General features: G+C 46.4%; 19 protein-coding genes. 6 read left to right on the top strand and 13 right to left on the bottom strand.

The annotated features are described in order from the left end of the window. Positions 1 to 6 precede the first annotated feature (6 nt). The 4 genes from ABD014_RS19945 to ABD014_RS19930 all read right to left on the bottom strand — a co-directional run bounded on the left by ABD014_RS19945 (position 7) and on the right by ABD014_RS19930 (position 4640). Positions 7 to 597 (bottom strand): PspA/IM30 family protein, encoded by a 591-nt coding sequence (locus ABD014_RS19945; protein ID WP_343864120.1) that lies wholly within the window; start codon positions 595 to 597, stop codon positions 7 to 9. A 266-nt stretch (positions 598 to 863) separates the two neighbouring features. After that, complete coding sequence (gene araA / locus ABD014_RS19940; RefSeq protein WP_343864118.1) at positions 864 to 2288, bottom strand: L-arabinose isomerase; 1425 nt, start codon at positions 2286 to 2288, stop codon at positions 864 to 866. Positions 2289 to 2320: 32 nt separating this feature from the next. Continuing rightward, positions 2321 to 3016, bottom strand: a complete 696-nt coding sequence (locus ABD014_RS19935; protein WP_343864116.1) for an L-ribulose-5-phosphate 4-epimerase — start codon at positions 3014 to 3016, stop codon at positions 2321 to 2323. A gap of 16 nt (positions 3017 to 3032) precedes the next feature. After that, positions 3033 to 4640 carry a xylulokinase gene (locus ABD014_RS19930; RefSeq protein ID WP_343864114.1) on the bottom strand — a complete coding sequence of 536 codons (1608 nt, stop codon included), beginning with the start codon at positions 4638 to 4640 and terminating at the stop codon, positions 3033 to 3035. A 263-nt stretch (positions 4641 to 4903) separates the two neighbouring features. Between ABD014_RS19930 and ABD014_RS19925 the strand changes: the two genes are divergently transcribed. From ABD014_RS19925 to ABD014_RS19900, 6 genes are all read left to right on the top strand, one after another. Next, positions 4904 to 5986 carry a GntR family transcriptional regulator gene (locus tag ABD014_RS19925; RefSeq protein ID WP_343864112.1) on the top strand — a complete coding sequence of 361 codons (1083 nt, stop codon included), beginning with the start codon at positions 4904 to 4906 and terminating at the stop codon, positions 5984 to 5986. Between the two features lie 36 nt (positions 5987 to 6022). Next, positions 6023 to 6931, top strand: coding sequence for a helix-turn-helix domain-containing protein (locus tag ABD014_RS19920; protein ID WP_343864110.1), 909 nt, complete (start codon positions 6023 to 6025; stop codon positions 6929 to 6931). A gap of 128 nt (positions 6932 to 7059) precedes the next feature. Continuing rightward, entirely contained in the window at positions 7060 to 8889 is a 1830-nt protein-coding gene (locus ABD014_RS19915) for a class I mannose-6-phosphate isomerase (RefSeq protein WP_343864108.1), read from the top strand. Next, positions 8879 to 9796 (top strand): ROK family protein, encoded by a 918-nt coding sequence (locus ABD014_RS19910; RefSeq protein ID WP_343864106.1) that lies wholly within the window; start codon positions 8879 to 8881, stop codon positions 9794 to 9796. The genes ABD014_RS19915 and ABD014_RS19910 overlap by 11 nt, the downstream gene beginning before the upstream one ends. Positions 9797 to 9847: 51 nt before the next feature. Continuing rightward, the gene (locus ABD014_RS19905) at positions 9848 to 12295 is read left to right on the top strand and encodes a glycoside hydrolase family 38 N-terminal domain-containing protein (RefSeq protein ID WP_343864104.1); all 2448 of its coding nucleotides are present in this window, start codon (positions 9848 to 9850) and stop codon (positions 12293 to 12295) included. 98 nt (positions 12296 to 12393) lie between these two features. Beyond that, the gene (locus ABD014_RS19900) at positions 12394 to 12942 is read left to right on the top strand and encodes a flavodoxin family protein (protein WP_343864102.1); all 549 of its coding nucleotides are present in this window, start codon (positions 12394 to 12396) and stop codon (positions 12940 to 12942) included. 83 nt (positions 12943 to 13025) lie between these two features. Here ABD014_RS19900 and ABD014_RS19895 read toward each other — a convergent pair whose 3' ends face one another. The 9 genes from ABD014_RS19895 to ABD014_RS19855 form a co-directional block, all read right to left on the bottom strand. Beyond that, entirely contained in the window at positions 13026 to 14225 is a 1200-nt protein-coding gene (locus ABD014_RS19895; RefSeq protein WP_343864100.1) for an ABC transporter permease, read from the bottom strand. Continuing rightward, positions 14222 to 14911, bottom strand: a complete 690-nt coding sequence (locus ABD014_RS19890; protein ID WP_343864098.1) for an ABC transporter ATP-binding protein — start codon at positions 14909 to 14911, stop codon at positions 14222 to 14224. Before ABD014_RS19890 ends, ABD014_RS19895 begins: the two co-directional genes overlap by 4 nt. After that, positions 14908 to 15969, bottom strand: a complete 1062-nt coding sequence (locus ABD014_RS19885; protein WP_343864096.1) for an efflux RND transporter periplasmic adaptor subunit — start codon at positions 15967 to 15969, stop codon at positions 14908 to 14910. The genes ABD014_RS19890 and ABD014_RS19885 overlap by 4 nt, the downstream gene beginning before the upstream one ends. Positions 15970 to 15999: 30 nt before the next feature. Next, on the bottom strand, positions 16000 to 16638 hold the full coding sequence (locus tag ABD014_RS19880) for a YIP1 family protein (protein ID WP_343864094.1): 639 nt from the start codon (positions 16636 to 16638) through the stop codon (positions 16000 to 16002). A gap of 193 nt (positions 16639 to 16831) precedes the next feature. Beyond that, on the bottom strand, positions 16832 to 19090 hold the full coding sequence (locus tag ABD014_RS19875) for a beta-glucosidase family protein (RefSeq protein WP_343864076.1): 2259 nt from the start codon (positions 19088 to 19090) through the stop codon (positions 16832 to 16834). Between the two features lie 50 nt (positions 19091 to 19140). Continuing rightward, entirely contained in the window at positions 19141 to 20379 is a 1239-nt protein-coding gene (locus ABD014_RS19870) for a PTS sugar transporter subunit IIC (RefSeq protein ID WP_343864074.1), read from the bottom strand. Between the two features lie 283 nt (positions 20380 to 20662). Next, positions 20663 to 23167, bottom strand: a complete 2505-nt coding sequence (locus ABD014_RS19865) for a GH39 family glycosyl hydrolase (RefSeq protein ID WP_343864072.1) — start codon at positions 23165 to 23167, stop codon at positions 20663 to 20665. A gap of 314 nt (positions 23168 to 23481) precedes the next feature. Beyond that, positions 23482 to 24201 carry a 3-ketoacyl-ACP reductase gene (locus ABD014_RS19860; protein WP_343864070.1) on the bottom strand — a complete coding sequence of 240 codons (720 nt, stop codon included), beginning with the start codon at positions 24199 to 24201 and terminating at the stop codon, positions 23482 to 23484. 99 nt (positions 24202 to 24300) lie between these two features. Beyond that, positions 24301 to 24975: an HAD family hydrolase gene (locus ABD014_RS19855; protein WP_343864068.1), complete on the bottom strand. Its 675-nt coding sequence runs from the start codon at positions 24973 to 24975 to the stop codon at positions 24301 to 24303. Positions 24976 to 25058 lie beyond the last annotated feature (83 nt).

Here is a 25058-nt window from a genome sequence, read left to right as displayed (position 1 = left end):
ACTATATTACTTGTTATCCAGATCATCCTTCCTAACACCTGCACGAAGCTCGGTCAGCGCTTCCGCCTCATGGATCGCCTGTGTCATTTGCTCTTCAATCACTCGGAACGAAGCCTGACCGGAAGATAGGCCATCAGAATTCATTTCCTGTTGGAGTCTGGCTTCTGCCAGCTTCCCCTTCAGCTCGATCCGTCTCTGCTCCAGCTCTGCCAGATCCGCTATCAGCCTATCCTGGACCTGCTTCATGCTGGCAGCCTTAGAAGAAGCCAGATTGTAGGCATTCTGCAGGTCGCTTAACCTTTCGCCAAGCTTCTTGGCTTGCTCCAGAAATTTTTGCGATTCATCCTCATTACCTGCTTCTACCGATTTATCTGCATACCGCTGCATTTTTATGATCTCGGCACAGCACTCGTCCAGCGCGTTCTTGGCCCTTCGCTCCTCCGCGAGCAAAGAAGCCGTCTCTGCTTTCACTTTACCCAGATCGCTGTTCAAACTGCGCAAATACTCATCAATCGACTTCCCAGGATCATCTGATTGGTCTCTCCAAGAGTTCACATTGGCCCTCGTCATGTTCTTCAATCTTGAGAAAATCCCCATCGATTACCGCTCCCTTCCTAGAAGTACATCTTCCATATAATACAGTAGTTCTAAGCAAAAGGTTTCAATTGGGGGTATCATAATATAAACAATACCTTCATTAATTCCAGGCATCAAGGTAAATCTGCATCTCTGGGCGTACTAAAAAAGACAACTCCGATAAATGAATCAGAGTCGTCTTTCTTCTCCGGCATACGCAAGGCAAGGATGGCAGATCAACTCTATGAAATAAGAGCTGAGCTTGAGGTACTTATCTTCTCCTGCTATTACTTAATAACTACATATTCCAAGTTAACAAGTTTTGCATAAGTAATAATTTGGTCTGTTGTTAAAGTTAATGAGACTACGGTATGGTGACCGCCGCCATGTTCAATCCAAGCTTTAACCCCATCTTGGAAGTTTGGCTTAACATTCCAAAGTACACGAGCTACTGGAAGGTTTGGAGCTGGAACAGTCGGCACAAATGCCGAAACTTCGTTGATCAAAAGTTTGTAATGAGTACCAAAGTCTGCCATGGAAACGACCACACCGTCTCCTGCTTTACCATCAAATACTAAACGAGCTGGATCGTCTTTACCGCCAATGCCTAATGGGGAAACGATAAGTTTGGGTTTGTTGCTTGCCAAAGTAGGGTCTACTTCAAGCATATGGGATTGTAGGATGGATTCTTGTCCAACCGTCAATTCATACGTGTAATCTTCCATAAAGCCAGTGGATTGGTTATGGCTCATTACTTTGAGCAAGCGATCTAAAGCCGCTGTTTTCCAATCACCTTCGCCGGCAAAACCATATCCTTGTGCCATCAATCGTTGAACAGCAAGTCCAGGAAGTTGTCTCATACCGTGTAAATCTTCAAAATTCGTTGAGAAGGCATTGTAGCCACCTTGATCAAGGAAACGTCTAATGGCGATTTCATAGCTTGCTTGTACTCTTACGCTAGCTTCCCATGCTTCTTTGCTATAGTTGCCGTAATCGAATTCATAAAGCTCTGAATACTCAGCGAACAACGCATCAATTTCTTCTTCCTTAACTTCATTAATAACTTGAACAAGGTCGCCAATACCAAAGTAGTCAACAGTCCAACCAAATTGGATTTGGGCTTCAACTTTGTCTCCTTCGGTTACGCCAACGTTACGCATGTTGTCACCAAAGCGAGCTACCTTGATGTTGAAGCTTTCGTTATAAGCAACGGCTACGTCCATCCATTCCGCAATTTGCTTCTGGACTTCTGGTCGTTCCCAGTAGCCTACAACCACTTTGTTTTGCTTGTTCAAACGTGCATTAATAAAGCCATATTCACGGTCACCATGCGCTGCTTGGTTTAGATTCATGAAGTCCATATCGATGGTTGCCCAAGGAATACTTTCATTATATTGCGTAGCTAGATGGAGCAAAGGCTTTTGCAGCATCTTGGTTCCGCGAATCCACATTTTTGCAGGCGAGAACGTATGCATCCAAGTGATGACACCAGCAACTTCATCTCGGTAGTTGACTTCTTTCATGATGTTTGTGATTCTATCTGCACTAACAGCCAAATCTTGTAGCACTAGTGGGTAGGGCAAAACTCCGCTTTTATTCAAAGCATCTGTCATCGTTTGTGCATGTGCTTTAACTTCAGCCAATGCTTCTTCCCCATAAAGATGTTGTGATCCTACGACGAACCAAAATTCTTTTGCTACTGCTGTTGACATATTCATCCTCTTTTCGTCATTCTATAGTTTGATTATTTTTGACCGTAATACGCGTCTTTTCCATGTTTGCGCAAGTAATGTTTATCTAAAATACCTTGTGGTAATTCCTCCGCGAAATGGTTCAACTCTCTTGCAAACAAATTCATTTTTGATACTTCATCCAACACGACACTGTTCATTACCGCGGACTTTGCATCATTTCCCCAAGTAAATGGTCCATGTCCTTTAAGCAAAACACCGGGTACCGCCATAATATCTATCCCACGTTGTTCAAAGGTTTCGATAATTACCTTACCCGTTGCGGCTTCGTAGCCACGATCGATTTCCTCTTGAGTCAAGAAACGCGCACAAGGAATGGAGCCATAGAATGTATCGGCGTGCGTCGTTCCCATTACAGGAACGTCAAGTCCTGCTTGAGCCCAGATGGTCGCCCAAGTGGAATGCGTGTGCACGATCCCTCCGATTTCGGAGTAATGTTTATAAAGCACTGCGTGAGTAGGTGTATCGGATGAAGGCCTCATATCCCCTTCGACCACATTGCCATCCAGATCAACAACTACCATGTCACTGGCTTTCATCGTCTCATAGCTTACACCGCTAGGCTTAATTACGAATAATCCACTTTCGCGATCAATCGCACTCACATTTCCCCATGTATACTTAATAAGTCCTTGTCTCGGTAATTCCAAATTAGCTTGAAAGACCTCTTCCTTAAGCTGTTCTAACATCCTGCTCCCCTCACTTTCACACTAAATTGTCGACAGCGGATTGCTCAATCGCCAAACCTTTTTTATATCTTTCGATAAAGGTTTCAAATCCCTTAATATCGGCTGCATCTGGATAAATCTCTTCTCCCTTAACGTCTTTGAACACTTTCTGATCGAGGAAATCTTCCAAACTTTCTTCCTGATCTTTGTTCCTCATGTAAGAGGCAAGAATAGCCATTCCCCATGCGCCACCTTCTCCAGCGGTCGACATTACGGAAACAGGAGCATTCATTGAGGCTGCCATCATTTTTTGCCCAACTACCGGAGTTTTAAATAAGCCACCGTGACCTAAAATGCTGTCAATGGCAACATTCTCTTCCTTCGTCAAAATATCCATGCCAATTTTCAAAGCTCCAAATGCGCTAAACAAGTGAGCACGCATAAAATTAGCCAAATTGAATTTGCTCTCCGGAGAGCGGACAAATAGCGGACGCCCTTGTTCTAACCCGGTAATGTTCTCGCCTGAGAAATAACCATAACTGAGTAATCCACCTGCATCCGGGTCTGCTTCCAAAGATCTATTCAGCAGCACACTGTACAATTTATCAGCTTCTACCTTTTGTCCCATCGCTTCATAGAACTCGCGGAACAATCCAAGCCAGGCATTAAGATCACTTGAACAGTTATTAGCGTGAACCATTCCCACCGGACTTCCGGTTGGTGTAGTAACTATATCGATTTCCGGATAAACCTTGGAAAGCTCTTGTTCTAATACAATCATGGCAAAAACAGAGGTTCCTACGGAGACATTCCCGGTGCGTCTTCTTACGCTATTCGTAGCGACCATCCCGGTTCCGGCATCCCCTTCTGGAGGACTAAGCGGAATACCTGCTTGTAAATGCAGTGATGGGTCCAAAACTTTGGCTCCAGCTTCGGTTAATACACCCGCTTGCTCACCTGCTACATACACCTTAGGAAGCAGGTTGCTGATCTTCAAGGGATAGCCCTTACTTGCAATAAGTTCATCAAACTGTTGTATCATGGATTCATTATAATTTTGTGTGGATTCATCAATCGGGAACATCCCTGAAGCATCCCCGACACCAAGTGCTTTGTTACCGGTCAATAACCAGTGAATATATCCTGCTAATGTCGTAACAAAACGCACCTGCGGCACATGTTCTTCTTTGCATAATATCGCCTGATAAAGATGAGCAATGCTCCACCGTTCAGGAATATTGAATTCAAATAGATCAGTTAATTCTTTGGCTGCCTTGCCTGTTGTAGCATTACGCCAAGTCCGGAACGGAACGAGCAGGTTGTCTTGTTGGTCAAAAGCCATATATCCATGCATCATTGCAGAAATCCCGATCGAACCCACGGTTTGGAGGGTGATTCCATAATTTTGTTGAACTTCTTGCTTCATTTCGCGATAAGCGTCTTGTAGGCCTTTGATGATGTCCTCTAAGTTGTACGTCCAAATTCCGTCCTTCAACTGATTTTCCCATTCGCAACTTCCCGAAGCGATTGTTTGAAAGCTATGATCAATAAGTACTGCTTTAATACGCGTAGATCCTAATTCAATCCCAAGCGAAGTTTCTCCCTTATTAATGGCTACTTGGACGCTTAATCGATCCGATAACACGTTAGTCACCTCTCTGACAGCGCTTTTTATAAGTCATGATAAATCTGTTATCTTATTTGACAGCTTTAGTATATTTATTTGTACGTACATTTGTCAATAATATGATTATATATACGTACATTTATGGAGATAATAATAATTTCGGTCTATACTTATGTAGACTATCTCCTTTTTATTTATTTTGTAGTCATGCTATAATTTGTACATACAGCTTCATTGAAAATGTAAAAATCTAAGCGAACAAGTATGGAAAGAGGAATTACATGAAACCAAAGTATCAAGTGATTATTGATGATATAAAAAGTAAAATCCTTGCTGGGGATTATAATGTAGGGGAACAAATTCCTACTGAGTCTGCTTTGCAGTCCTTATACGAGGTTAGTAGACAGACTGTGCGAAAAGCTATTTTAGAACTATCCAACGAGGGATTCCTACGAAGTGAGAAGGGTTCGGGCACCTATGTCAGCAACCAATATCTCTCGAAGACTGGTGGGAGCTCCCATAAGAAGACAATAGGCGTAATTACGACCTATATCTCAGACTATATCTTTCCGTCCATAATCCGCGGGATTGAGAGCCGAATGAATGAGGATAATTATTCCTTGCTATTGGCCAGTACCAATAATGATGTTGCTCAAGAAAAAAAAGCACTGGAAATGATGCTGTCCCACGGCGTGGATGGTTTAATTATAGAACCAACAAAGAGTAATTTATATAACCCCAATATTGCTTATTATCTTTCGTTCAAGGAGCAGGATATTCCACTCATAATGATCAATGCTTTTTATGAAGAAATAGAGCTGCCTTTCCTTTGTCTGGATGATGTGCAGTCCAGTTACCTGGCAACCAAAGAATTGATATCCAAAGGGCATAACCAAATTGGACTTATTGCAAAAATGGATGATCTGCAAGGAAAGTATCGAATGAAGGGGTATATCAAAGCGCTCGAAGAAGCTAAATTGCGGTTTAATCCTGAACAAATTTTTTCGTTCAATACGGAGACGAAACAGACGTTATCTACAAACTTGACCGATTTCCTGAATAAAAATAAGGATACCCTCACTGCTATTGTCTGTTATAACGATGAGGTCGGTTTGGAAGTAGTCCATGCCTGCAGGCAGCTGGACATTTCTATTCCAGAGGAGCTATCGATTATTGGCCAGGACAATTCCTATATCGCCAAGAATTCGAACATCAAACTAACTACTTTGACTCACCCCCAAGAAACGATGGGTCGTGATGCAGCGGATTGGGTTATTAAGAAATTACAAGGAAAAAAGGATCTGCCCCACAGCACCTATTATCAACCTGTGTTAATTGAAGGTGAAACTGTAGTCGCGAGATAGGATACTATACTTTATGTTTAATTGGAGGGGTACATCATGTCTTATGAAGCCTTCAGAAGAGCAAATGCCCTTCTCAATCAACATATCTCACAAATCAGCGGGAATCAGGCATCCTTCAAAATTCACTATTGGGGCTTCATGCCTCTTCATTACAGCAATTCTCTGCATCGGCACTCTTTTTTCGAGATTTGCTACGTACTAGAGGGTTCAGGTGAATACACAGACGATGGCGTCGATTATCCATTGCAGGCTGGAACCCTGTTCTGTTCAAAGCCCGGCGTATGGCATCAAATTCGCAGTGAACAGGGCCTTGCCTTGTTTTTCGTAGCTTTTGAAGTCGATGAATCTCAGACCTCCGAGGCTTATACGAGAGGCTTCCGCAGCATAGCTCACCATGGCAAGATTGTCGCGGACCCGGAAGACTCTCAGATCACAACGCAGATTTGGCAGACGATTCTATGCCTGATCGAGAGTACACAGCCCATCCCCAGAGATATGCTGCAGCATCTTGTTCTCTCGCTACTTCTATCCTTTCTGCATGGTCTCTCTTCTACGCCCAATCTAAGTGGTGATGCCTTGAATGAGGATACCGAGGAGCACCGCCAGTTGAGACGAGCCAAGCTATATATAGAAGATAACCTCTCTTCACCTCTGCGTATTGAGCAAGTCTCTCAAGAGCTGGGGATTTCCTCGCGGCACTTATCCAGACTGTTTCACACCCAGCTAGGTCAGACCTTTGTACATTATGTGCAGGAACGGAGGGTACAGAAGGCCAAAGACTGGCTGCTTAACAGTGAGATTGCCATTAAGGATATCGCCGAACGTACTGGATTTGAGTCCGTCCATTATTTTACCCGTGTATTTACAAGAAAGTTGGGTGTTGCCCCGGCCAAGTTCCGAAAAGCTCAATTTACAGATGGGCGGCAAAATAGGAAACAGATATAATCCCCCCTCCCCCTGCCGCTCTCCCCACAATGTCCGAATTGCACAAAAAACAGGAGCCTGTTTCTAAAGATTTAAACCTTAAACCTTCTTACAATGAAGCTAATCATTTGTATAGGAGTGTGGCTTGAATGTTTGAGAAAAGGCCTGTCAACCCTGTTCGCTATCATCCGATCCAACCTGATTCAACGATACCTTATGCTAAGGCAGGTTTGCAGCAAGGATATGAGGCGATATCCGCACCATTGATCTCTCTAGCCGAGCAGGACCACCCTAGCCTCCTTCGCATCGCTCTTGATGGAACTCATGGAGCCCAGTTCCATTCTGTTCAGCAAAGCATGATACAGTCCCTTGAGAAACAGGGATACTCTACTCTCGTCATGGAAACAAGCCGCTTTATCAAGACAAGTAAGGCGCTGCGTCAGCATTTTCAGCAGAATATTACGGATAACCGCGCCTTCGGCTATTTCACAGAAGGGACGATTGAAGATTATTTTCGGTCCAACGCCAAGCAGGAAGCCGCAAGCACCCTACATGATGCGACCACAACCGCTCAATCCTCCAGGCTGCCGCTTTGTGTCATCACTTATGGTCCAGGTGCTTATTGGCTGGGCGACGGTAATTTCGACATGACCTACTTCCTGGATATCTCGCGCGAGTACCAGCAAATCGAATACAAGCAGCAGCTGTTGAATTTCGGATTCGATGAGAACGAAGATGACACAGAGAAGTACAAAATAGCGTTGTTTGTGGAATGGCCTATTTTTGAAACCTATCGCAAGCAAATTCTGAACGCTGTCCACTACTACATCGATATGAATCAACCTGAGGCTCCCGTGATGACAACAACCTGTACGCTTCGTCAAATGATCTCCAGTATCGCTCAAGCACCTATGCGCGTGAAACCGTTCTTTGCTCCAGGGGTTTGGGGTGGTCAATTTCTTAAAGAATTCGCCGACCTACCCGCAGACTGGGCCAACTGCGCGTGGAGCTTTGAACCAATTGCCCCAGAGAACTCTATCATTATGGAATATGAAGGCAAGCAAATTGAAATTCCCTTTCTCCTTGTCATGCATTATGAACACGCCTCGATTCTCGGAGAACGGCTCGTTAAGCTGTTTGGGGATTATTTTCCGATTCGCTTTGACTATCTGGATACGATGGATGGCAGTAACTTATCCTGTCAGGTTCATCCGAAGCAGGAATACATCCGTAACCAGTTCAACGAGTTCATGGCGCAGCAGGAGTCCTATTATATTATGGAGAGCAAGGGCAACTCCGAGGTGTACCTGGGACTAACGGAGTCATGCACCAAGGAAGGCTTCTACACTGCCGTACAGACCGCTCAAGATACCGGAATCCCGATTGAAATAACGGATTATGTCAATTCTTATCCTGCGAAGAAGGGTGATCTCTACCTCATCCCAACCGGAACAGTACATGCATCAGGCAAGGATAATCTAGTGCTTGAAATCTCATCCACCACATGGTGGTTCACCTTCAAAATCTATGACTATCTGCGTCAAGGCTTGGACGGAAAGCCACGCCCTATTAACATCGATCATGCGTTTGAGAATATCGACTTCTTCAAGAAGACCAAATGGGTTGAGGAGCATCTTATTCCATCCCCAACCCTGCTGCGTTCGCAGAACGATAACCAGGAGTATTTATTAGGTCAGCATGCTGATTTACTATTTTATGTGCATCGAGTGCATTTGCACGATATATGGGAGGATCATACGAACGCTGAAATGGTGATGTACAATCTCGTCGAGGGCGAACAGGTGCGGATCATATCATGTGCGGATAAATCTGTGCATGTAGAGTTTAAATATGCTGAATCCTATATTCTGCCTGCCAGCTTCGGAGCTTACCGAATCGTTAATCTTGGCAATGGTCCGTGCAAACTCATTAAAGCGGGCGTATCCAAGACCTGGGATGTGAGTCTCATTGAAGCGTAACATCGTTATTGCGCTTGATGTGGGAGGAACATTTATCAAAAGCTGCATCATGCTGAACCATGTCCCTATACCCGCTAGTCAGAAGGAATTTCCTTCGTTAGCAGACCAAGATCAAGAGACGATTATCGAGCAATTTATTCATATTTTTAAATACCAAGCGGACTTTTACCATTCACAATTCATTGAACAAGACAGTCATTGGCATATTGGTTTGGCCTTTCCCGGCCCTTTCGATTACGAGCAAGGAATTTGTTGCATTCAGGGATTGGATAAATTCGAATCACTTTACGGATCTAATGTAAAAAGGGCCTTACATGAACGGCTTGCCCAAGAAGGTACATGGGCAAGACCGCTTCAACCGGCAGAGATTAGGTTTGAGAATGATGCCAGACTGTTTGCACTAGGCTTCAGCACGAATTATCCGCAGGATCGCTTCATTGCGCTAACTTTAGGCACCGGACTAGGCTCTGCTTTTATTTACAAATCAACCATTATTGATCATTTCCAGGGGATTCCGGCTAATGGCTGGCTGTACAATCAGCCCTACCGTGATGGAATCATCGATGATGCTTTCTCCAAGCGCGGTATCCTGCAGCTTGCCCGCAGCCTGGGGGTGATGAAGCCTGATCTCGACGTGAAAGAACTGGCAGAAGACGCTATAGCAGGTGATATTTTATCCAGAGAGGTTTTTACGGAGTTTGGCCAGCGTCTTGCAGACATGCTCATTCCGTATATTCGGGCTTTTCAACCAAACCTCCTCGTATTCGGAGGGCAGCTCTCAAAGAGCTTTCATTTATTCAGTACTGCTCTTCAAGGCTTCGCCGATCTGCATCAAATTCAAATACACACTTCAGAGCGTATGCTAGAAAACACATTCCTAGGCATTTCACATATGTTCCGCTTTTGATCACGAAGTAATACAGGAAGCAACTCGACATCGAATAAAGGAGATATCTACATGCCAAGTCAAAAACCGTGGAAGATTTACGCCATACATCATTCTCATACCGATATCGGTTATACGGAACGCCAAGAGAAAATCCAGCAATACCATGTAAATTTCATACGTCAGGCCCTGCAGATTTTTCGTGAAATCCATTCAGGCCGCCATCCGGAATGGGCAGGCTTTAAGTGGGTATGTGAGACATTTTGGCCGGTTGAATCCTTTATGGAAAGAGTGAGCGAGCAGGAAAAGGCGGAATTTGCAGCTGCCGTTCGCCGCGGTGAGATTGGCCTTTCCGGAACCTACCTCAATATGAGCGAATTGATGGATAAAGAGCTGCTAGAGTCGATGATCGGGCGCATTCAAAGCTATGGGAAGTCTATTGAAGCTCCGGTAACATCCGCCATGACTGCTGATATTACCGGATTTAGCTGGGGATATGGCCAAGTCCTGCTCGATGCAGGCATTCAGAACCTGATCACCTGTATTCATACGCATCATTCTATGTATCCACTGTGGAAGAAGCAACAGCCCTTCTGGTGGGAAATGCCTAACGGTGAACGACTCTTAACCTGGAATGGCGAGCATTATATGTTCGGCAATGATCTCGGATTTATCCCGGGAATCGGCGGGTCCTATACAATCAAAGATGAACTCGATACTAGCCAAGGCGTTACCTTCGAGATCGCGGAGACGCGAATACAGCGTTATATTCATCGCTTAGAGCAGGATGGATATGCGTTCCGCTTCGCTCCGGTCATGTTCTCCGGCTTGCCAACGGATAATGGCTCACCTAATCCTCAAATCATGGAGTTCATTCAGCAGTGGAATGCCAAGCATGGGGAACAGATCATGATCGTCTCTTCGACCTTAGAAGAGTTCTTCACGGAAGTCCGTGAACACGCTGCAAGCCATCCCGAGGATATCCCTGTCCATCGCGGCGACTGGCCGGATTGGTGGACGGATGGTGTAGGCTCGACTCCAAAGCATGTGCAGATCTACCGCGAAGCTGTACGTGCGTATCACAAGGTGAAGAGATTAGATCCACATTGCAAGATTGTGTCCCCTGATACCATCAAGGATATAGAGTATCAGCTTACATTGTTTGCAGAGCATACCTGGGGATATCATTCTTCTGTCACCGAACCGTGGAATCCATTTGTCCAGGAATTAGGCGTGCGTAAAGAGGCTTTTGCGTCCAACGCGAGCACAGCGGCACATCGCGCGCTCTATGACATCCTGGAGCATAAGGGGGATGTACTTCTATCTCCCCATCGGCCGATGAAATTTAAGCTATCTAATCCATTCGACTTCGTTCAGGAGGATTTCGCCCATCTTATCATGGAGGGTTGGCACTACAGCCTGATTAAAGATGGATTTGAGGTGCGCGATGTAGATAGTGGCGAATTGTACCCTTCTCAGCTCAGACTTGCCTCGCGCGGTGTAATTATAAGTATTCCAGTTACACTTCAGCCGGGCGAAGAGAAAACCGTCCATATTCAGGCAGTTAAATCCGGCGAATTCAGAACCGCATATCGTAGCGACTATGTCGGAGCTGATCGAATGATAGATCTGGATGTGACGAGTAACGAGCAGTCATTCAAGGTGACATCAACGTATATTGAGACCCCATTCGTCCACATCAAATGGGCCAAAGGAGACGGCATTACCTCTTGGATCGATAAACGCATGGATAAGGAAATGCTTCGTCAGGATCGCCAACACCACGCCTTTACTCCCGTATATGATGTGACCCGCGCAGCTAAGGTGGAGGATCAGTACGAAGTGCGACGCAAAATGGGCCGCAACCGCAAAGGCCCTGATGCGGTTACTTCAACGGGAATCCTCACGAAAGCTGAAGTTATTACAGAAGGCGATGTGTATGGTACCGTGGAATTAACCTTCGAGGTAGCAGGCTGCTCTCATTATTCGCTGTTCGTTACGGCTTATGCCCAGCATCCTCGGGTTGATGTTGCGGTTCGTATCCATAAAGACAGCGTCTGGGATCCAGAGAACTTATATATCTCCCTGCCTTTCGGAAGTCCCATCATAAGTGAGACTGAGGAATTATGGATCGATAAAATGGATGCCCTAACACGCCCCCGTAAAGACCAATTAACAGGCAGCTTGGCGGATTACTATTGCGTAGGCGAAGGTGCTGCTTATATATCGGCTCATCAAGGTGTCGCGATTGCTATGCCTGATACGCCCCTCATCCAACTTGGTTCGTTGAATCATCAGTTTCGTCTGCTCAATGGCGATGCCAAGCTGCAGCAAGACCCCGCTCACTTATATGCTTGGCCGATGAATAATTATTGGGAGACCAACTTCGCGGCGACCTTAGGCGGATTTTACGAATTCCGCTATCTTGTAGCTTGGGGAGAGCAATACCAGACTCCTGAAGCCGCCATGGATGCGTGCCGCAGCATGAACACCGGTATTCTGGCCTGGAGGGTTCATTAACCGCAGAATATTTTTAAATGGGAGCTTATTGATTCCGCATTATATGATGATAATAATGACATCAAATACCAATATTCGATATGGAGTGGTTCGTTCAAATGAAAATAGCAGTCCTGTACGGAGGAACTCGAGATCAAGGTAATACCGAGCTGCTTACTGAGAAGGTCATTCATAATCTGGACGTAGAGAAGATCTATTTGAAGGATCATACGATTGTGCCTCTAGTAGACCAGCGCCATAGTGAAGGCGGATTCCAGGAAATTAATGATGGATATAACTCGATTATCGATCGAATCAGGGATGCGGAAGTTCTCATATTTGCTACACCCATTTATTGGTACAGCATGTCAGGAACGATGAAGCTGTTCATTGATCGCTGGTCGCAGACATTACGGGACTCTGAATATCCAGACTTCAAAGATACCATGTCGTCGAAAGAAGCCTATGTCATAGCTGTGGGAGGAGATAACCCTTATATCAAGGGTCTGCCTCTAATCCAACAGTTTCAATATATCTTCGACTTCATGGGAATATCCTTCGCGGGGTATGTTATTGGCGAGGGAAATAAGCCTGGGGACATTATGGAGGATAGTGAAGCATTATTCGCCGCCGAACAGATTCAGAAAGCACTTCATAGCAGCAAATAACGTTAAATATCCCCTGATCCAGGTCATCAGACGAAGATCAGGGGATTCTATTTAATATAAGCCTGAGCATTTAGGATGATATCTTATTCATACCGCAGCGACTCGATTGGATGCAGCTTGGAGGCTTTATTCGCTGGGTATAGACCAAAGAAGATACCTACTGCGGCGGAGAAGCCAAAGGCTAGCGCTATCGCCCAAACACTAACCACGAATGGCCAGCCGGTTACCATAGCAAATATGAAGGCTATAAGCAGCCCTAACAGTGCTCCGAGCCCCCCACCAATAAAGGATAAGATGATAGCCTCAATCATAAATTGCACCATAATGGTGCCCGGTGTAGCGCCGATCGCTTTGCGAATCCCGATCTCCCTCGTGCGTTCGGTTACCGATACCAGCATAATGTTCATGACCCCGATACCGCCAACCAGCAAGGAAATACCGGCTATAGAACCAATGATCGTCTGCAAAATACTAAAGGTACTAGACACCATCTGCTCGGCTTCTTTCCCTGTCTGAGATAGGTACTGGCCAACATCCGAATTTTTCTTCTTGGCAAACCACTCTTTAACATCATTCACGGTCTGGTCCATGTTATCTGGTGATGCGGCGAGAACCTCAATCATACCTAGACGTATATTATCCCCGTCCTCGCCCCGAGGCATGGTGGTAATGGGAGCATAACCTGAATAACGCTCTCCCTCCATCCCGCTCAGAATGTTCTCCTGCGGCTTGTATACGCCAATAATTCGATAGGTTCCGGTCGAAGAGACAAGCTTTCTTCCAACCGCACCAGATTCAGAACCGAATGCTTTTGTCGCGTATTTACTATCAACAATAATGACTTTCTGACGGCCTCTCTCTTCCTGTGCGTTGAAGAACCGGCCGGCCACGATGTCGAGATTCATCATCTTCGTCATGTCCGACTTCGTCGCGGTGATGGAGAATCTGAGCTCTTCATTCTTCAGCTTCGTCGTCGCTGAATAAGTAGCCGAAGAGGAGACATATTTAACCCCTGGCAGCTTGGCGACCTCATTCAAATCTCTTAGGCGAATCTCAACATCCGCCCCGGCTGAGCTGCTGGAATAATTGTTATAGACGACAAAATATCCATCTTTATAGTTCGATACGGTGGAAATAATCGATTTCTGGCCAGCCTGTCCGATCGACACCACGGTAACAACAGCGGCTACCCCGAACACAATCCCGATCATCGTCAGAAAAGAACGCAGCTTATTGATTCGAAGATTGTCCAGGGCAATAAGGATACTCTCCCAAATACTCATGGACTCACACTTCCTTTGCGCGTATCCTTAAGCAGCTTGCCATCGCCGAAGAGAAGCACACGATCAGCATGTTCAGCAATATCGGGCTCATGGGTAACAAGTACGATCGTCGTTCCTTCCGCATGGATTTGCTTAAATAAATCCATAATCTCATAGGATGATTTTGTATCCAGATTACCGGTCGGTTCATCGGCTAGTAGAATCGGCGCCTTCATCGTTAACGCACGGGCAATAGCGACGCGCTGCTTCTGTCCGCCAGAGAGCTCGGTTGGACGATGCTTCACGCGCTCCGCTAGGCCAACCCTCGCCAACAGCTCCATCGCCCTCTCATTTCTGGTCTCCCGGGGAATACCTGCATACATCATGGGGAGCATGACATTTTGCAGCACCGTCTGCCGTCCGAGCAGGTTGAAGCTCTGAAATACAAAGCCGATCTTCTGATTCCGTACCCTGGACAGCTGGTCCTCATTCAGCGTCTGGACCTCCTGCCCGTCCAGACTGTAGCTACCTGATGTCGGGACATCGAGACAACCAATAATATTCATCAGCGTAGACTTTCCCGAACCCGAAGAACCCATAATCGCTACGAATTCTCCACGCTCCACCTGTAAATTGACCGGGCTGAGTGCCTGAACCTCGAGGGAGCCATTCTTATAAACCTTGGTGATGTCCGTCAAAGTAATCATTCGACCTTCACCTTATCGCCATCCCGAAGCTGATCCGCGCCTCCCACGACCACTCGGTCTCCCTTGGAGACCCCTGAAGTGATTTCGACCTGTTCGTCTCCCTCTTTACCGATCTTTACGATCGATTTGACGGCCTTATCTTCCTCAATCTTAAATACATAGGCTTCCTCGCCCTCATATTTCACGGCTTCGATTGGGACGAGGATGCGAGGCTTGTCCGGTATTTCCATCTCAAGGGCCACATTATAACCGGGACGCAGCTCCGCGGCTTTATCCGTAAGTGTAACCTCCATTTCAACGGAAGCGTCCTTGGAGGTCTTGTCATTCAACACGGCAGTCGGGGATAGATAAGTAACTTCTCCATGATATGTACCCGAGATCGATTCACCGGTCACGACAGCCTTCATTCCCATGGCAACCTTGCCTGCATCCAGCTCCGTCAGATTAGCCTTAACCTTATAAGAGGACAGATCAGCTAAGGTTAAGAGTTGACTGCCCTCAGGCATAAGCTGCCCCTCTTTGACCGATACCTGCGTCACTATCCCACCTGCTGAGGCATATACCGTGCTATTGTTCATCTGCTTCTCTAAGGAAGAGATCGTCAATTGGCTACTGCGGATTCTTAGATCATAGGAGGTTAAGTCCAACTCCTCGACCGTCTGATCAGAATCCTCTGCCACCTGCTGCTTGAATTTATCAAAGTGCTGCTTTTTAGCAGCGAGTCTCTCCGCTTCTGTAAGCTGCAGACTAATCTTTTCCTTCTCCAGCTGTTCCTTCACGGTGTCCATCTTAAGCGTCAACAGCGGCTGGCCTTCGGTAACATTGTCCCCTTCTTTTACCTTAAGCGCTTGAACAACGCCACCTACTGGCGAGAAAATCTCAACCGACTTGATCGGCTCCAGTCTGCCATTCGTATAGATCTGCTCAACGATCTTGCCTTCCGTTACCTCGGCCACTTTTACGCTTTCTGTACGATTCAGCCCTCTCAAATTGGCAAGTACAATTACCACAAGGACAAGCCCTAATACAACACCCCATACCCACTTCTTCTTCAACAAAACAACTTCACTCCCATCCTCTATCTATGATCAAACCAACAGCAAGGAACCATAAGAAAAAACAAGCCATGCAATGACAATCCACACCGCCACTTGCTTCTTAGGGCGGTTCATCATGACAGATGCACCGATAATGTATAAGACCAAAGTCCAGATGCTAAATGGATTTATGATCGATAAAGCCTTGAACAGAATGCTACCTTTATCCTGGATGAACGCCCCTAAACTGAGCGATATATCATTTATAGCATGAGCATTCGTTACCTTTAGTAAGATCGCTGTTAAGATTCCGTCGATCATACCCGGCAGAGAAGCAAAAGCCGCAACCGTAACCAATTGCATATATTTGGCTTCACCGCGAACCATCAAATTCAGCAGCATGAACAGAAGACCACTGATGAATAATGAAACTAGGGAAGTAATAACAACAACGACATAAGAAAAAGTCCTGTTCCCGTCCATAATGGAGTCATAATTTTCGGGTGAAATCTGTGGGTTACTCTTCAGACTATCCAGCACCGTTTGTTCAATTATCGGCATTTCCAAGTAAATCACTGCAAATGAAATTACCATCAGGACAATCAGGCATATGAGCCAAGCCAGCTTGTTGCTTTTGAGTCTTTGAAAAGTCATTTCTGGAGAAGAAAAAATCGTAAAAAAATTTCCCAAATAGAACCCTCCTCAATTTTAAGGTTGCCAGTCTCTCTATGTATGTATTTATTGCATTCTACTATATGTACGATGATACCATTCTTAGGGATTCATGTATTGGATATTTTTATCATAAAAAAACCTCCAGAGCTGCCCCGTATCTCAATAGATATAGGATATTCTCTGGAGGTAGTAGCTTATTACGGATAGCTTATCGTTCGAATTCGGCAATCATCTCAGCGATCACATCGTCCGGCGAACGGTCGATCAACCAGGTTTGGCCAAACATCTGGAAGATCTTAATGGCCGGGAAGTCGCCCCAGAAGCCGATGAACACATCGTCCAGGATCACTTGCTCGCTGACATGCTTGTTCATCTCTGCAAGATAAGCCTCAAAGATAGTCTTCGCCTTCGGTGTGTTGATCCAGTCGTTGAGCAGGCTGAACTTGTGGAAAGAGATTGGCTCTAGACCGAAGTCGCAATGGATACGCTCACGCAAGCGAATGTCTCGGGAAGAACTACCGATCACAATTTGGAAGTACCCCGTCTCTGCCACCCATTTGTTGTATTTCGTGTTGTAGTAAGCGAAGTCGCGTTCCTCTAGCACGAAATGAACCTGCTGCTTCTCACCTGGTGCGAGCGCAATCTTCGTAAATGCCTTGAGCTCCTTCTGCGGACGGTTCCAGGTGCACTCTTCATCGTGGATATAGAGTTGTACAACCTCTTTACCGAACATCGTTCCTGTATTCTCTACGAAGAAGGTGACATTCACATGCTCACCTTGCTGAACGGCCTTCAGATCAGAATAGGCGAAAGTCGTATACGACAAGCCATGTCCGAATGGGAATTGTGGCGCCAACTCCTTACGGTCGTAGTAACGATAACCAATCGAGAGTCCTTCGCGATAGTAGAGCTTGCCGTTCTCACCGCGAATCCGCATATGCGCCGGGTTGTCGGATAGCTTAACTGGGAAGGTCTCCGACAATTTACCGGATGGATTGACGCGTCCGAACAGAATATCGGCAATGGCCTTACCGCTGCCTTGACCTGTCAGCCAGGAATGGAGCACACCCGGTACATATTGAATCCAGGAATTCATCGCCAGCGCTGATCCGCTGCTAGTGACGACGATGCAATGAGGCTGAACCTCTGTAACTGCCTTGATTAGCTTCTGCTGATGAAGAGGCAGCTCGATGGTCTCCAGATCATGCATTTCTGATTCGACGTACTCCGGCTGACCGACGAACAGTACAGCAACATCTGCAGATGCCGCAAGCGCCGCGCTCTCCTGGATCATCTGCTCATCGATGCGATCATCCTGCGGATATCCATCGGCATAGACCAGATCAACCTTATCGCCTACGATATTCTTCAGTTCATCCCACGGAATATCAACGCGTGTCGGTGTCACTCTCGCACTGCCGGCTCCCTGAATTCTTGGCTGCTTCGCAAACTTCCCGATGACGGCCATCTTGGACATCTTCTCGGAGTCCAGCGGCAGAATGCTATTGTCATTCTTCAACAATACAATACTCTCCGCAGCCGCCCGGCGCGCCAGTTCATGATAATCCACATTCGCAGGCGCCGATTCAACATTCGCTTCCTTGACCTTACGGACAAGCTCGATAATACGACCCGCTGACTTATCAACGACCGATTCATCTAGTTTGCCCTCTTGAACGGCCTTCACAATCGCCTTCGTATTGTAGTAAGCCGGACCCGGCATCTCCAGATCCAGACCTGCAGCCAAGCCGCGAATTCGGTCATTAACAGCAGTCCAGTCCGAGATGACAACCCCTTCATAGCCCCATTCCTCACGCAGAATATCGTTCAACAAATGCTCGTTCTCACTCGTATAGGACCCATTCAGCAGATTGTAGGAGCACATGATAGTCCATGGGTTGGCTTTTTTTACGATACGCTCGAAGGCAGCCAGATAAATCTCGCGCAAGGTCCGCTCATCGATCTCGGAGCTTGTAACGATCTTCTCAAATTCCTGATTGTTCCCGGCAAAGTGCTTCAACGAAGCGCCGACGCCTTGACTCTGCAATCCATTAATAAATGCGGCTCCAAGCTCGCCCGTCAGGAACGGATCCTCCGAATAATATTCAAAGTTCCGGCCACCGAGCGGAGTACGCTTCATGTTGATCCCTGGCCCCAAGAGCAGATCAACTTCCATCTCGCGTCCTTCTACCCCCAGAGCTACACCGAGTTCTTGCAGGAGGTCCGTGTTCCAGGACGAACCGATTGCTGAACCTGTTGGATAACAGGTGGCAGGAATATTCTCGCCAGTAATGCCCATCTCTTCGTTGCTGTTCGTCTTACGGATTCCATTCGTGCCATCATACATTTGAAGAGCGGGAATCCCGTGCTGTTCGAAGCCCTTCGTCATCCACATATTTAGTCCGGCGCAGATGGCCGCCTTCTCTTCCAAAGTCATAGCTGCGAGTAGTTCTTGTGTTGGTCTCATCCTTATCTCTCTCCTTATATCGATTTTGATCACGAAGTACACATTTAGGTTTATTCAGCTGCAGCTAGCTGCTCTTTCTTAAGCTCTTGCTTGTCGTACACTTTGAAGAACGGGAACCAGACGATGAACATCTGAAGCAATACGATCGCCAGAAGCACAACGCCCTTGAACCCGGTCAAGATGTACGTGGAGATGCCGATCGGCGTATACCAGAGCTGGAACACTTTACTCGGAATGTCTACAAGCCCAAGATCCAGCACAATGTAGACGATAATTGGCGTAATGATGCCGTTGATCCACATTGGAATCATCAGGATCGGGTTAAATGCGACTGGAGCTCCGTAAATAACCGGTTCATTGATATTGAACAGCGAAGGTACGATCGTTGCTTTCCCGATGGATTTCAGCTTCTTCGACTTCGCGAACATGAACCAGACGATCAGCGGCAGAGTCGCCCCGAGACCGCCAACGCCGACCCAGCCGGAGAAGAATGTCTCGAAGGTGTTAATATTGACCGGCTCCAAGCCTTGAGCCACGAGCGAAGCGTTCTGTTCAATCGCTGGAATCCAGATCGAATAGAAGATTGGAGTCATCACCCACGGGCTGACCCCGAAGGAATAGAGCAGAACTCCGATGAAGTTGAACAAGACGAAGCCAATCAGGGTCTGGCTAATCTTTTGCAGCGGGTTGAAGATGTCTACAATCAGTGAGAACATGTCAAAATGCAATTGGTAGATCAGAACCCAGCCGATCACGAGAACCAGAGCAATCGGAACGAGGAAATCAAACCAGTCCTTAATAAATTCAGGCAGTGTTGTATTCTTCTTGAAGAATGAGAATCGGTTAAAGACATTAAAGATAACAGCTACAAATGCACCCACCAAGAGAGCAGTAACCATCCCCGAAGGTCCGAAGCGTTCAAGGACGAATTGTACCGTTCCATCGTCACTGAAGGTCGGCTTGAGAAGCATCATGAATAAGGATAAGCCGGTTGCGCCTGCTATGAGCTTAATCTTGTCGTGGCCCTTCTTCTGCATGACGGTATATGGTGTTAGAAAAGCAATAAAGATTCCAAGCAATCCGAAGCTGAATGTCGTAATCGGCGACAAATCAGGCATGCCCGGGATGAAGTCATTTAGAATGGACACTAATGTTATCAATGAACCAATGAAGATCATCGGCAATGCCACCATAATCGCTTCCTGAATGGAATCGACCCAGACATTCTTCGTAAATGCTTCTAATCGTGGCGCGAAATTCTCTTCCATCCACTTCATTAGACGCTGCATTATGATTCCCCCTATATCGTTTATAGCTTGGTGTTAATCGCTTACATGTTCATTATAAACATGTGCTGATAGCGCTTTCTTGTTGTTCCTTGTCCTGTGCAGGTGTGTTTTTTGTTGTGTTCGTAGTCCGCTTTCTAGTCTGATACAAACCAAGTCCAGCTATGCAGCAAAAAACACCTCCTCGGCCAAAATAGATTGAATATGCAGCCGGCATAGGATTGCATACAAAAAGGAGCGAACTCCCCGAACTATGGGGATGATCGCTCCTTTTTGTATATTTTCATTAATACTGCGGCTGTAAGCTCAACAGCAAAATGCCATGCGGGGGTACAATATAAGCCTGCTCTAGTTGCTCTGCTGCTGCCGCGTCCAGCCACCCGATTTGCATCTCCGGAACACTTCTATGCCGTAAAAATTGCAGTTCTTCCTCCGTTGGATAGGTTGGCGCTCCTAAGCGAATCCATTCGTCAAAGACCGATCCATGATTGCGATCCAGTCTGTAGCTCGTCAATTTGTAACGGCGCTCCAATCCGTCCAGCTTGAGATGATAGGAACGGTTGCCTTTTTCCTCAAAAATAGTGTACCTACTTGTCTCCGTCAGCCCCGACCAATCACCGCTGGCGAAGAGCTGATCCACATGAGCGTAGTTATACATCAGAATTTGCAGGCTTCCATCTCGGCCGCTCGTGACGATGTATCCCTCTCCTTGGGATAAAATACGATCCCCCAGCTTAGCCAACAGCTCGAAGGCGTAATAACTCGGCTTCTTCAGCCCATTGCGATTGATCAGACCGAATCCGCCATAGAACATTGAAGAAGGCACCCGGCTCTCCTCAAATACGTCGGTAAACGACCAGAAGGCAAGCGCTCCTAATGTACTTAGCGTCTGCAGCGCATGATGAATGACAAACGCGCCCATAAACATCGTATCGTGAATCAAATTGCGGTCATAGAGGGAGAAATTCCACTCCGTCATATGAAGCTCCACCTCTGGCATGACCGTCTCTTTCAACTTCGATCTCAGGCGCTTCACACTATCCAAGTAGAAGGTCGGCGGCATAAGTGTCGTGAGCTTGTACGCTTCTTCCTTCAAGCTGGGATATTCCGAATAGACATGGAATGAGAAGAAGTCGATTGGAGCTTGTCTATTACTGCAGTGATCGATGAATTCCTCAGCCCAGTTGTCGTTCCAGAGAGAGCCGTAACCCAACGCAGGCCCGCCTACGCGAAGCCGTGGGGAGATGGACTTGATCGTAAGCGCCGTCTCGGCATAGAACTCGAAGTACTCCTGCTTCGATCCTGCCCAGCATACCCCGGAGAGATCGGGTTCATTCCATACTTCGAAGTACCACGTAGATACTTCCTCCAGCCCATAACGGTTCAGGCAGTGACGCACGAATTCACGGACAAGCGCATTCCATTTCTTCTGATCCTTCGGTGGAGCGATATATCCTCTCCACAGGAAAATCGTCTCCTTCGAACGGGCCAGCACCGAAGGCATGAAGCTTAGAGCCACATAGGGACGAACCCCTGCCTGAAGCAGAAAATCGTACAGTTTGTCTACATAGGCCCAGTTATAGATGGGTTCACCATCCTCCGTCTCCGTATACACCATCATCTCATCATTAAAAATACCGTGGAAGCGAATATGCGAGAACCCAAGCCTGCCCTGAAGCTCTAGAAACTGGGCCTGCCAATCGGCACGCAAGCCTTCAACTGCCCTGCCCGCCGTAGTCAGCCAGTTCCAATGCTTCTTGAATAGAGTGCCCTCATCTTGTTCGTTGAACTGAATCTCTACATGATCAGATATGACACTGGTTACGGAGGATATGGCTTTCGACGATTCCTGGGACAGCTCCAAATACCGGTAGAGCGATTCCATCGCTTGGATCGTATCGACCTCATAGTAATCGGAACTTGGCGATTCCTCGTAGGTCAGCGGTTTGCGGGCAGGGTCAACAGACTTTGCTGTTGTGACCACCTCGCGGAAAGCTCCGGGAGTCGAGTCGTATTTCTCTTTAAAATATTTATTGAACAGCTTGACGTTGGCGAAGCCGCAATCGAGGGCAATCTGCGTTACGCTGTGATTGGTGTTCATCAAGGCATCGACTGCCTTCTCTAATCGGATGGAGGTCAGATATTTCTGGAACGGAATCCCGATCTTATCGCTGAAGAAATGAGAGAAATAATGCAGGCTTAGATGCTCCTGATCGGCAATCGATTGCAGCGTAATCTTCTGGCTGTAATTACGGTCGATAAACTGCAGGACGCGGTTCAGCCGTTGATAATCGTAATCCTTGACATTCTTCTGCTTCTCCTCGGTCATCACCATCGAGAAATAACGCATCAGATGTCCGGCCAACGTGTATAGTAGACCCAATGAATAATTCCGGCTGCCCTGCGTCTTCTTGCTCGCTTCCCAGGCCATCTGGGCCAGATAGTGGCGGATGCGATCATACATCTCCTGATTCTGCGATGTCTGATACAGCGAATTACAGGCCACCACTCGCTGCTCATCCAGCAGCTCCGGGTTAAATTGCAATGTAAGTAGAACGTTGTCCTGATTCGTACGCTCAATCTGATGAACGGACATACTATTCACGACGATAATATCGTCCTGTTTCAGTTCATAGCTGCGCTGATCCACATGGATCGTAATCCCACCCTGCAGGACATAGATAATCTCCACTTCCTTATGCCAATGAAAAGGGACATATGCCACGCTGTTCACGAACAGCCTGATCGGCAGATCCTTTTGATAGTCGATAAATTCGTAGAAATAGCTCATTGGCAAGGACTCCTTTTCTGCAATATATGGTTCCGTTCGTTTGCTGCGAAATGCGATCTACCTTTCTTATTGTTGAGGTTCAAGGTGATTTTATTCGTGTAGCTATCTATATAAAATGAACGAATGATAACACCCTATTCATCCAACAGGCCTATAACTGATGATTTCTCTATTTTGAGTGTACCATTTACGAATGATCCTACTATTGTTCATGATAGCTTATTTCAAATTAAAAAGCTGTCGACATTGTTGAATGCCGACAGCCGGACCCACTCAATAGAAGCGGGGTTCTGATATTTAGATGTCCATGCTTCCTACTGCGGGTTAGTCGTCCAAATACCTGCAGTTTTGACAAATACACGTGGTGGTAATTTCAAGGTGGCCAAAGCCAGTTCCGCAACATCCTCCGGTTGCATCATCCGATCTTCATCCCCGATTTTTAATCCAGCATTAACTGCTAAATCGGTAGCAACAGTACTAGGCGTTAGAGCAACTACCCGAATGTTCGATTTGCGAACTTCCTGCAATAGAGACTCCGTTAAGCCGAGAACGCCAAACTTAGACGCACAATAAGCAGAACCCGTGGCAAAACCACGCTCACCAGCGGTGGAAGCCACGTTGATGATATCTCCACTATTTTGTTCCAGCATGAACGGAAGTGCAGCACGGGTCACATAGTAAGTCCCCATCAAGTTCACTTGAATAATTCGTTCCCATGTACTTGGCTCCATGTCCATCAATGTGCCAAACTGCGCGATTCCCGCATTGTTGATTAGAATATCTACGGAACCAAGCTGCTCCTGGAGTTTCAGTACGGCGGCTTCAGCTTCTTGTTGATTGGAAATATCCGCTGTCGCAATAAATACTTTAACGGAGTGCTCCGTCTGCAAAGAATTTTGCAATGATTCGAGATCAGCTGCTGTGCGTGCAATTAGCCCGAGATTAACGCCTTCCTTCGCCAAAGCGATTGCGATTGATTTTCCGATCCCTTTTCCTGCTCCAGTAATAATGGCAGTTTTATTAGTAAGTTGCATCTCTAATTCCCTCCATATCTGCTTCTAATAAATAGTTTACCTATTTATTTTATATTATATGTGGGGGAATAGTAAGGGTGGAGGGAGGGTCCCATCGATTTAGAGCAGATCTCTAATCTCATTTAAATTTCGAATGGTATAGTCTGGGGTTGCTTCAAGCGTCCAAGATGCTTGCTGCCGATTTATCCAGCAGGCTTGGATGCCGGCTCTTTGGGCTCCGACGACATCGGACATGGTATCCCCAATATGTAAAATTCTCGCGGGTTCTATATCGTAGTATTTGATTATCTCTTGGAACATAGAGTTGTCGTGATCATTCTTATAGGATCTGTATTTCTCCGAGGAGAATAGAGGAATCCGGTAATCTTCAAAAAAGCGCGGCAGCATATCTTCATCGGTATCGCTGACAATGCAAACTTGATAATTCTTAAGAATGAACTCTAAGAAATCCAGCGTTTCTTCATATAGCTCCGCTCGCCGATGCTCCTGTACCAGAATATCTATGGCTTCAAAACAATTAAAAGGTATACCTAGACTGGGGAGTAGTTCATCGAAACACTCTTTGTAGATGTCTCTGGTTAGAACAAACTGATGGTTCTCACGCATGCGCTTGGCAACCACATTGTATTGCTCAATCAGCTTGGCTTGAAGGATTCTCGCTTCGCTCGCATTATATCGATCCTTGAGAATCCGTCTCCACATGGATAGGAATCTATTATTTAAGTTAACTAGGGTTTGGAACATATCTAGGCTGATGACTTGGATCGTTGACATGGGGTGCACCTCCATCATGCTAAGATCACTGCAACATTAGAAACGTTGGATTCACTGGCGCTTCATAGCAGCACCCCTGCTCT

This window comes from Paenibacillus motobuensis (genome assembly GCF_039521865.1).
Lineage (GTDB): Bacteria > Bacillota > Bacilli > Paenibacillales > Paenibacillaceae > Fontibacillus > Fontibacillus motobuensis.
The sequence above is the reverse complement of the archived record's forward strand: the minus strand, read 5'-3'. Positions and strand labels throughout refer to the sequence as shown.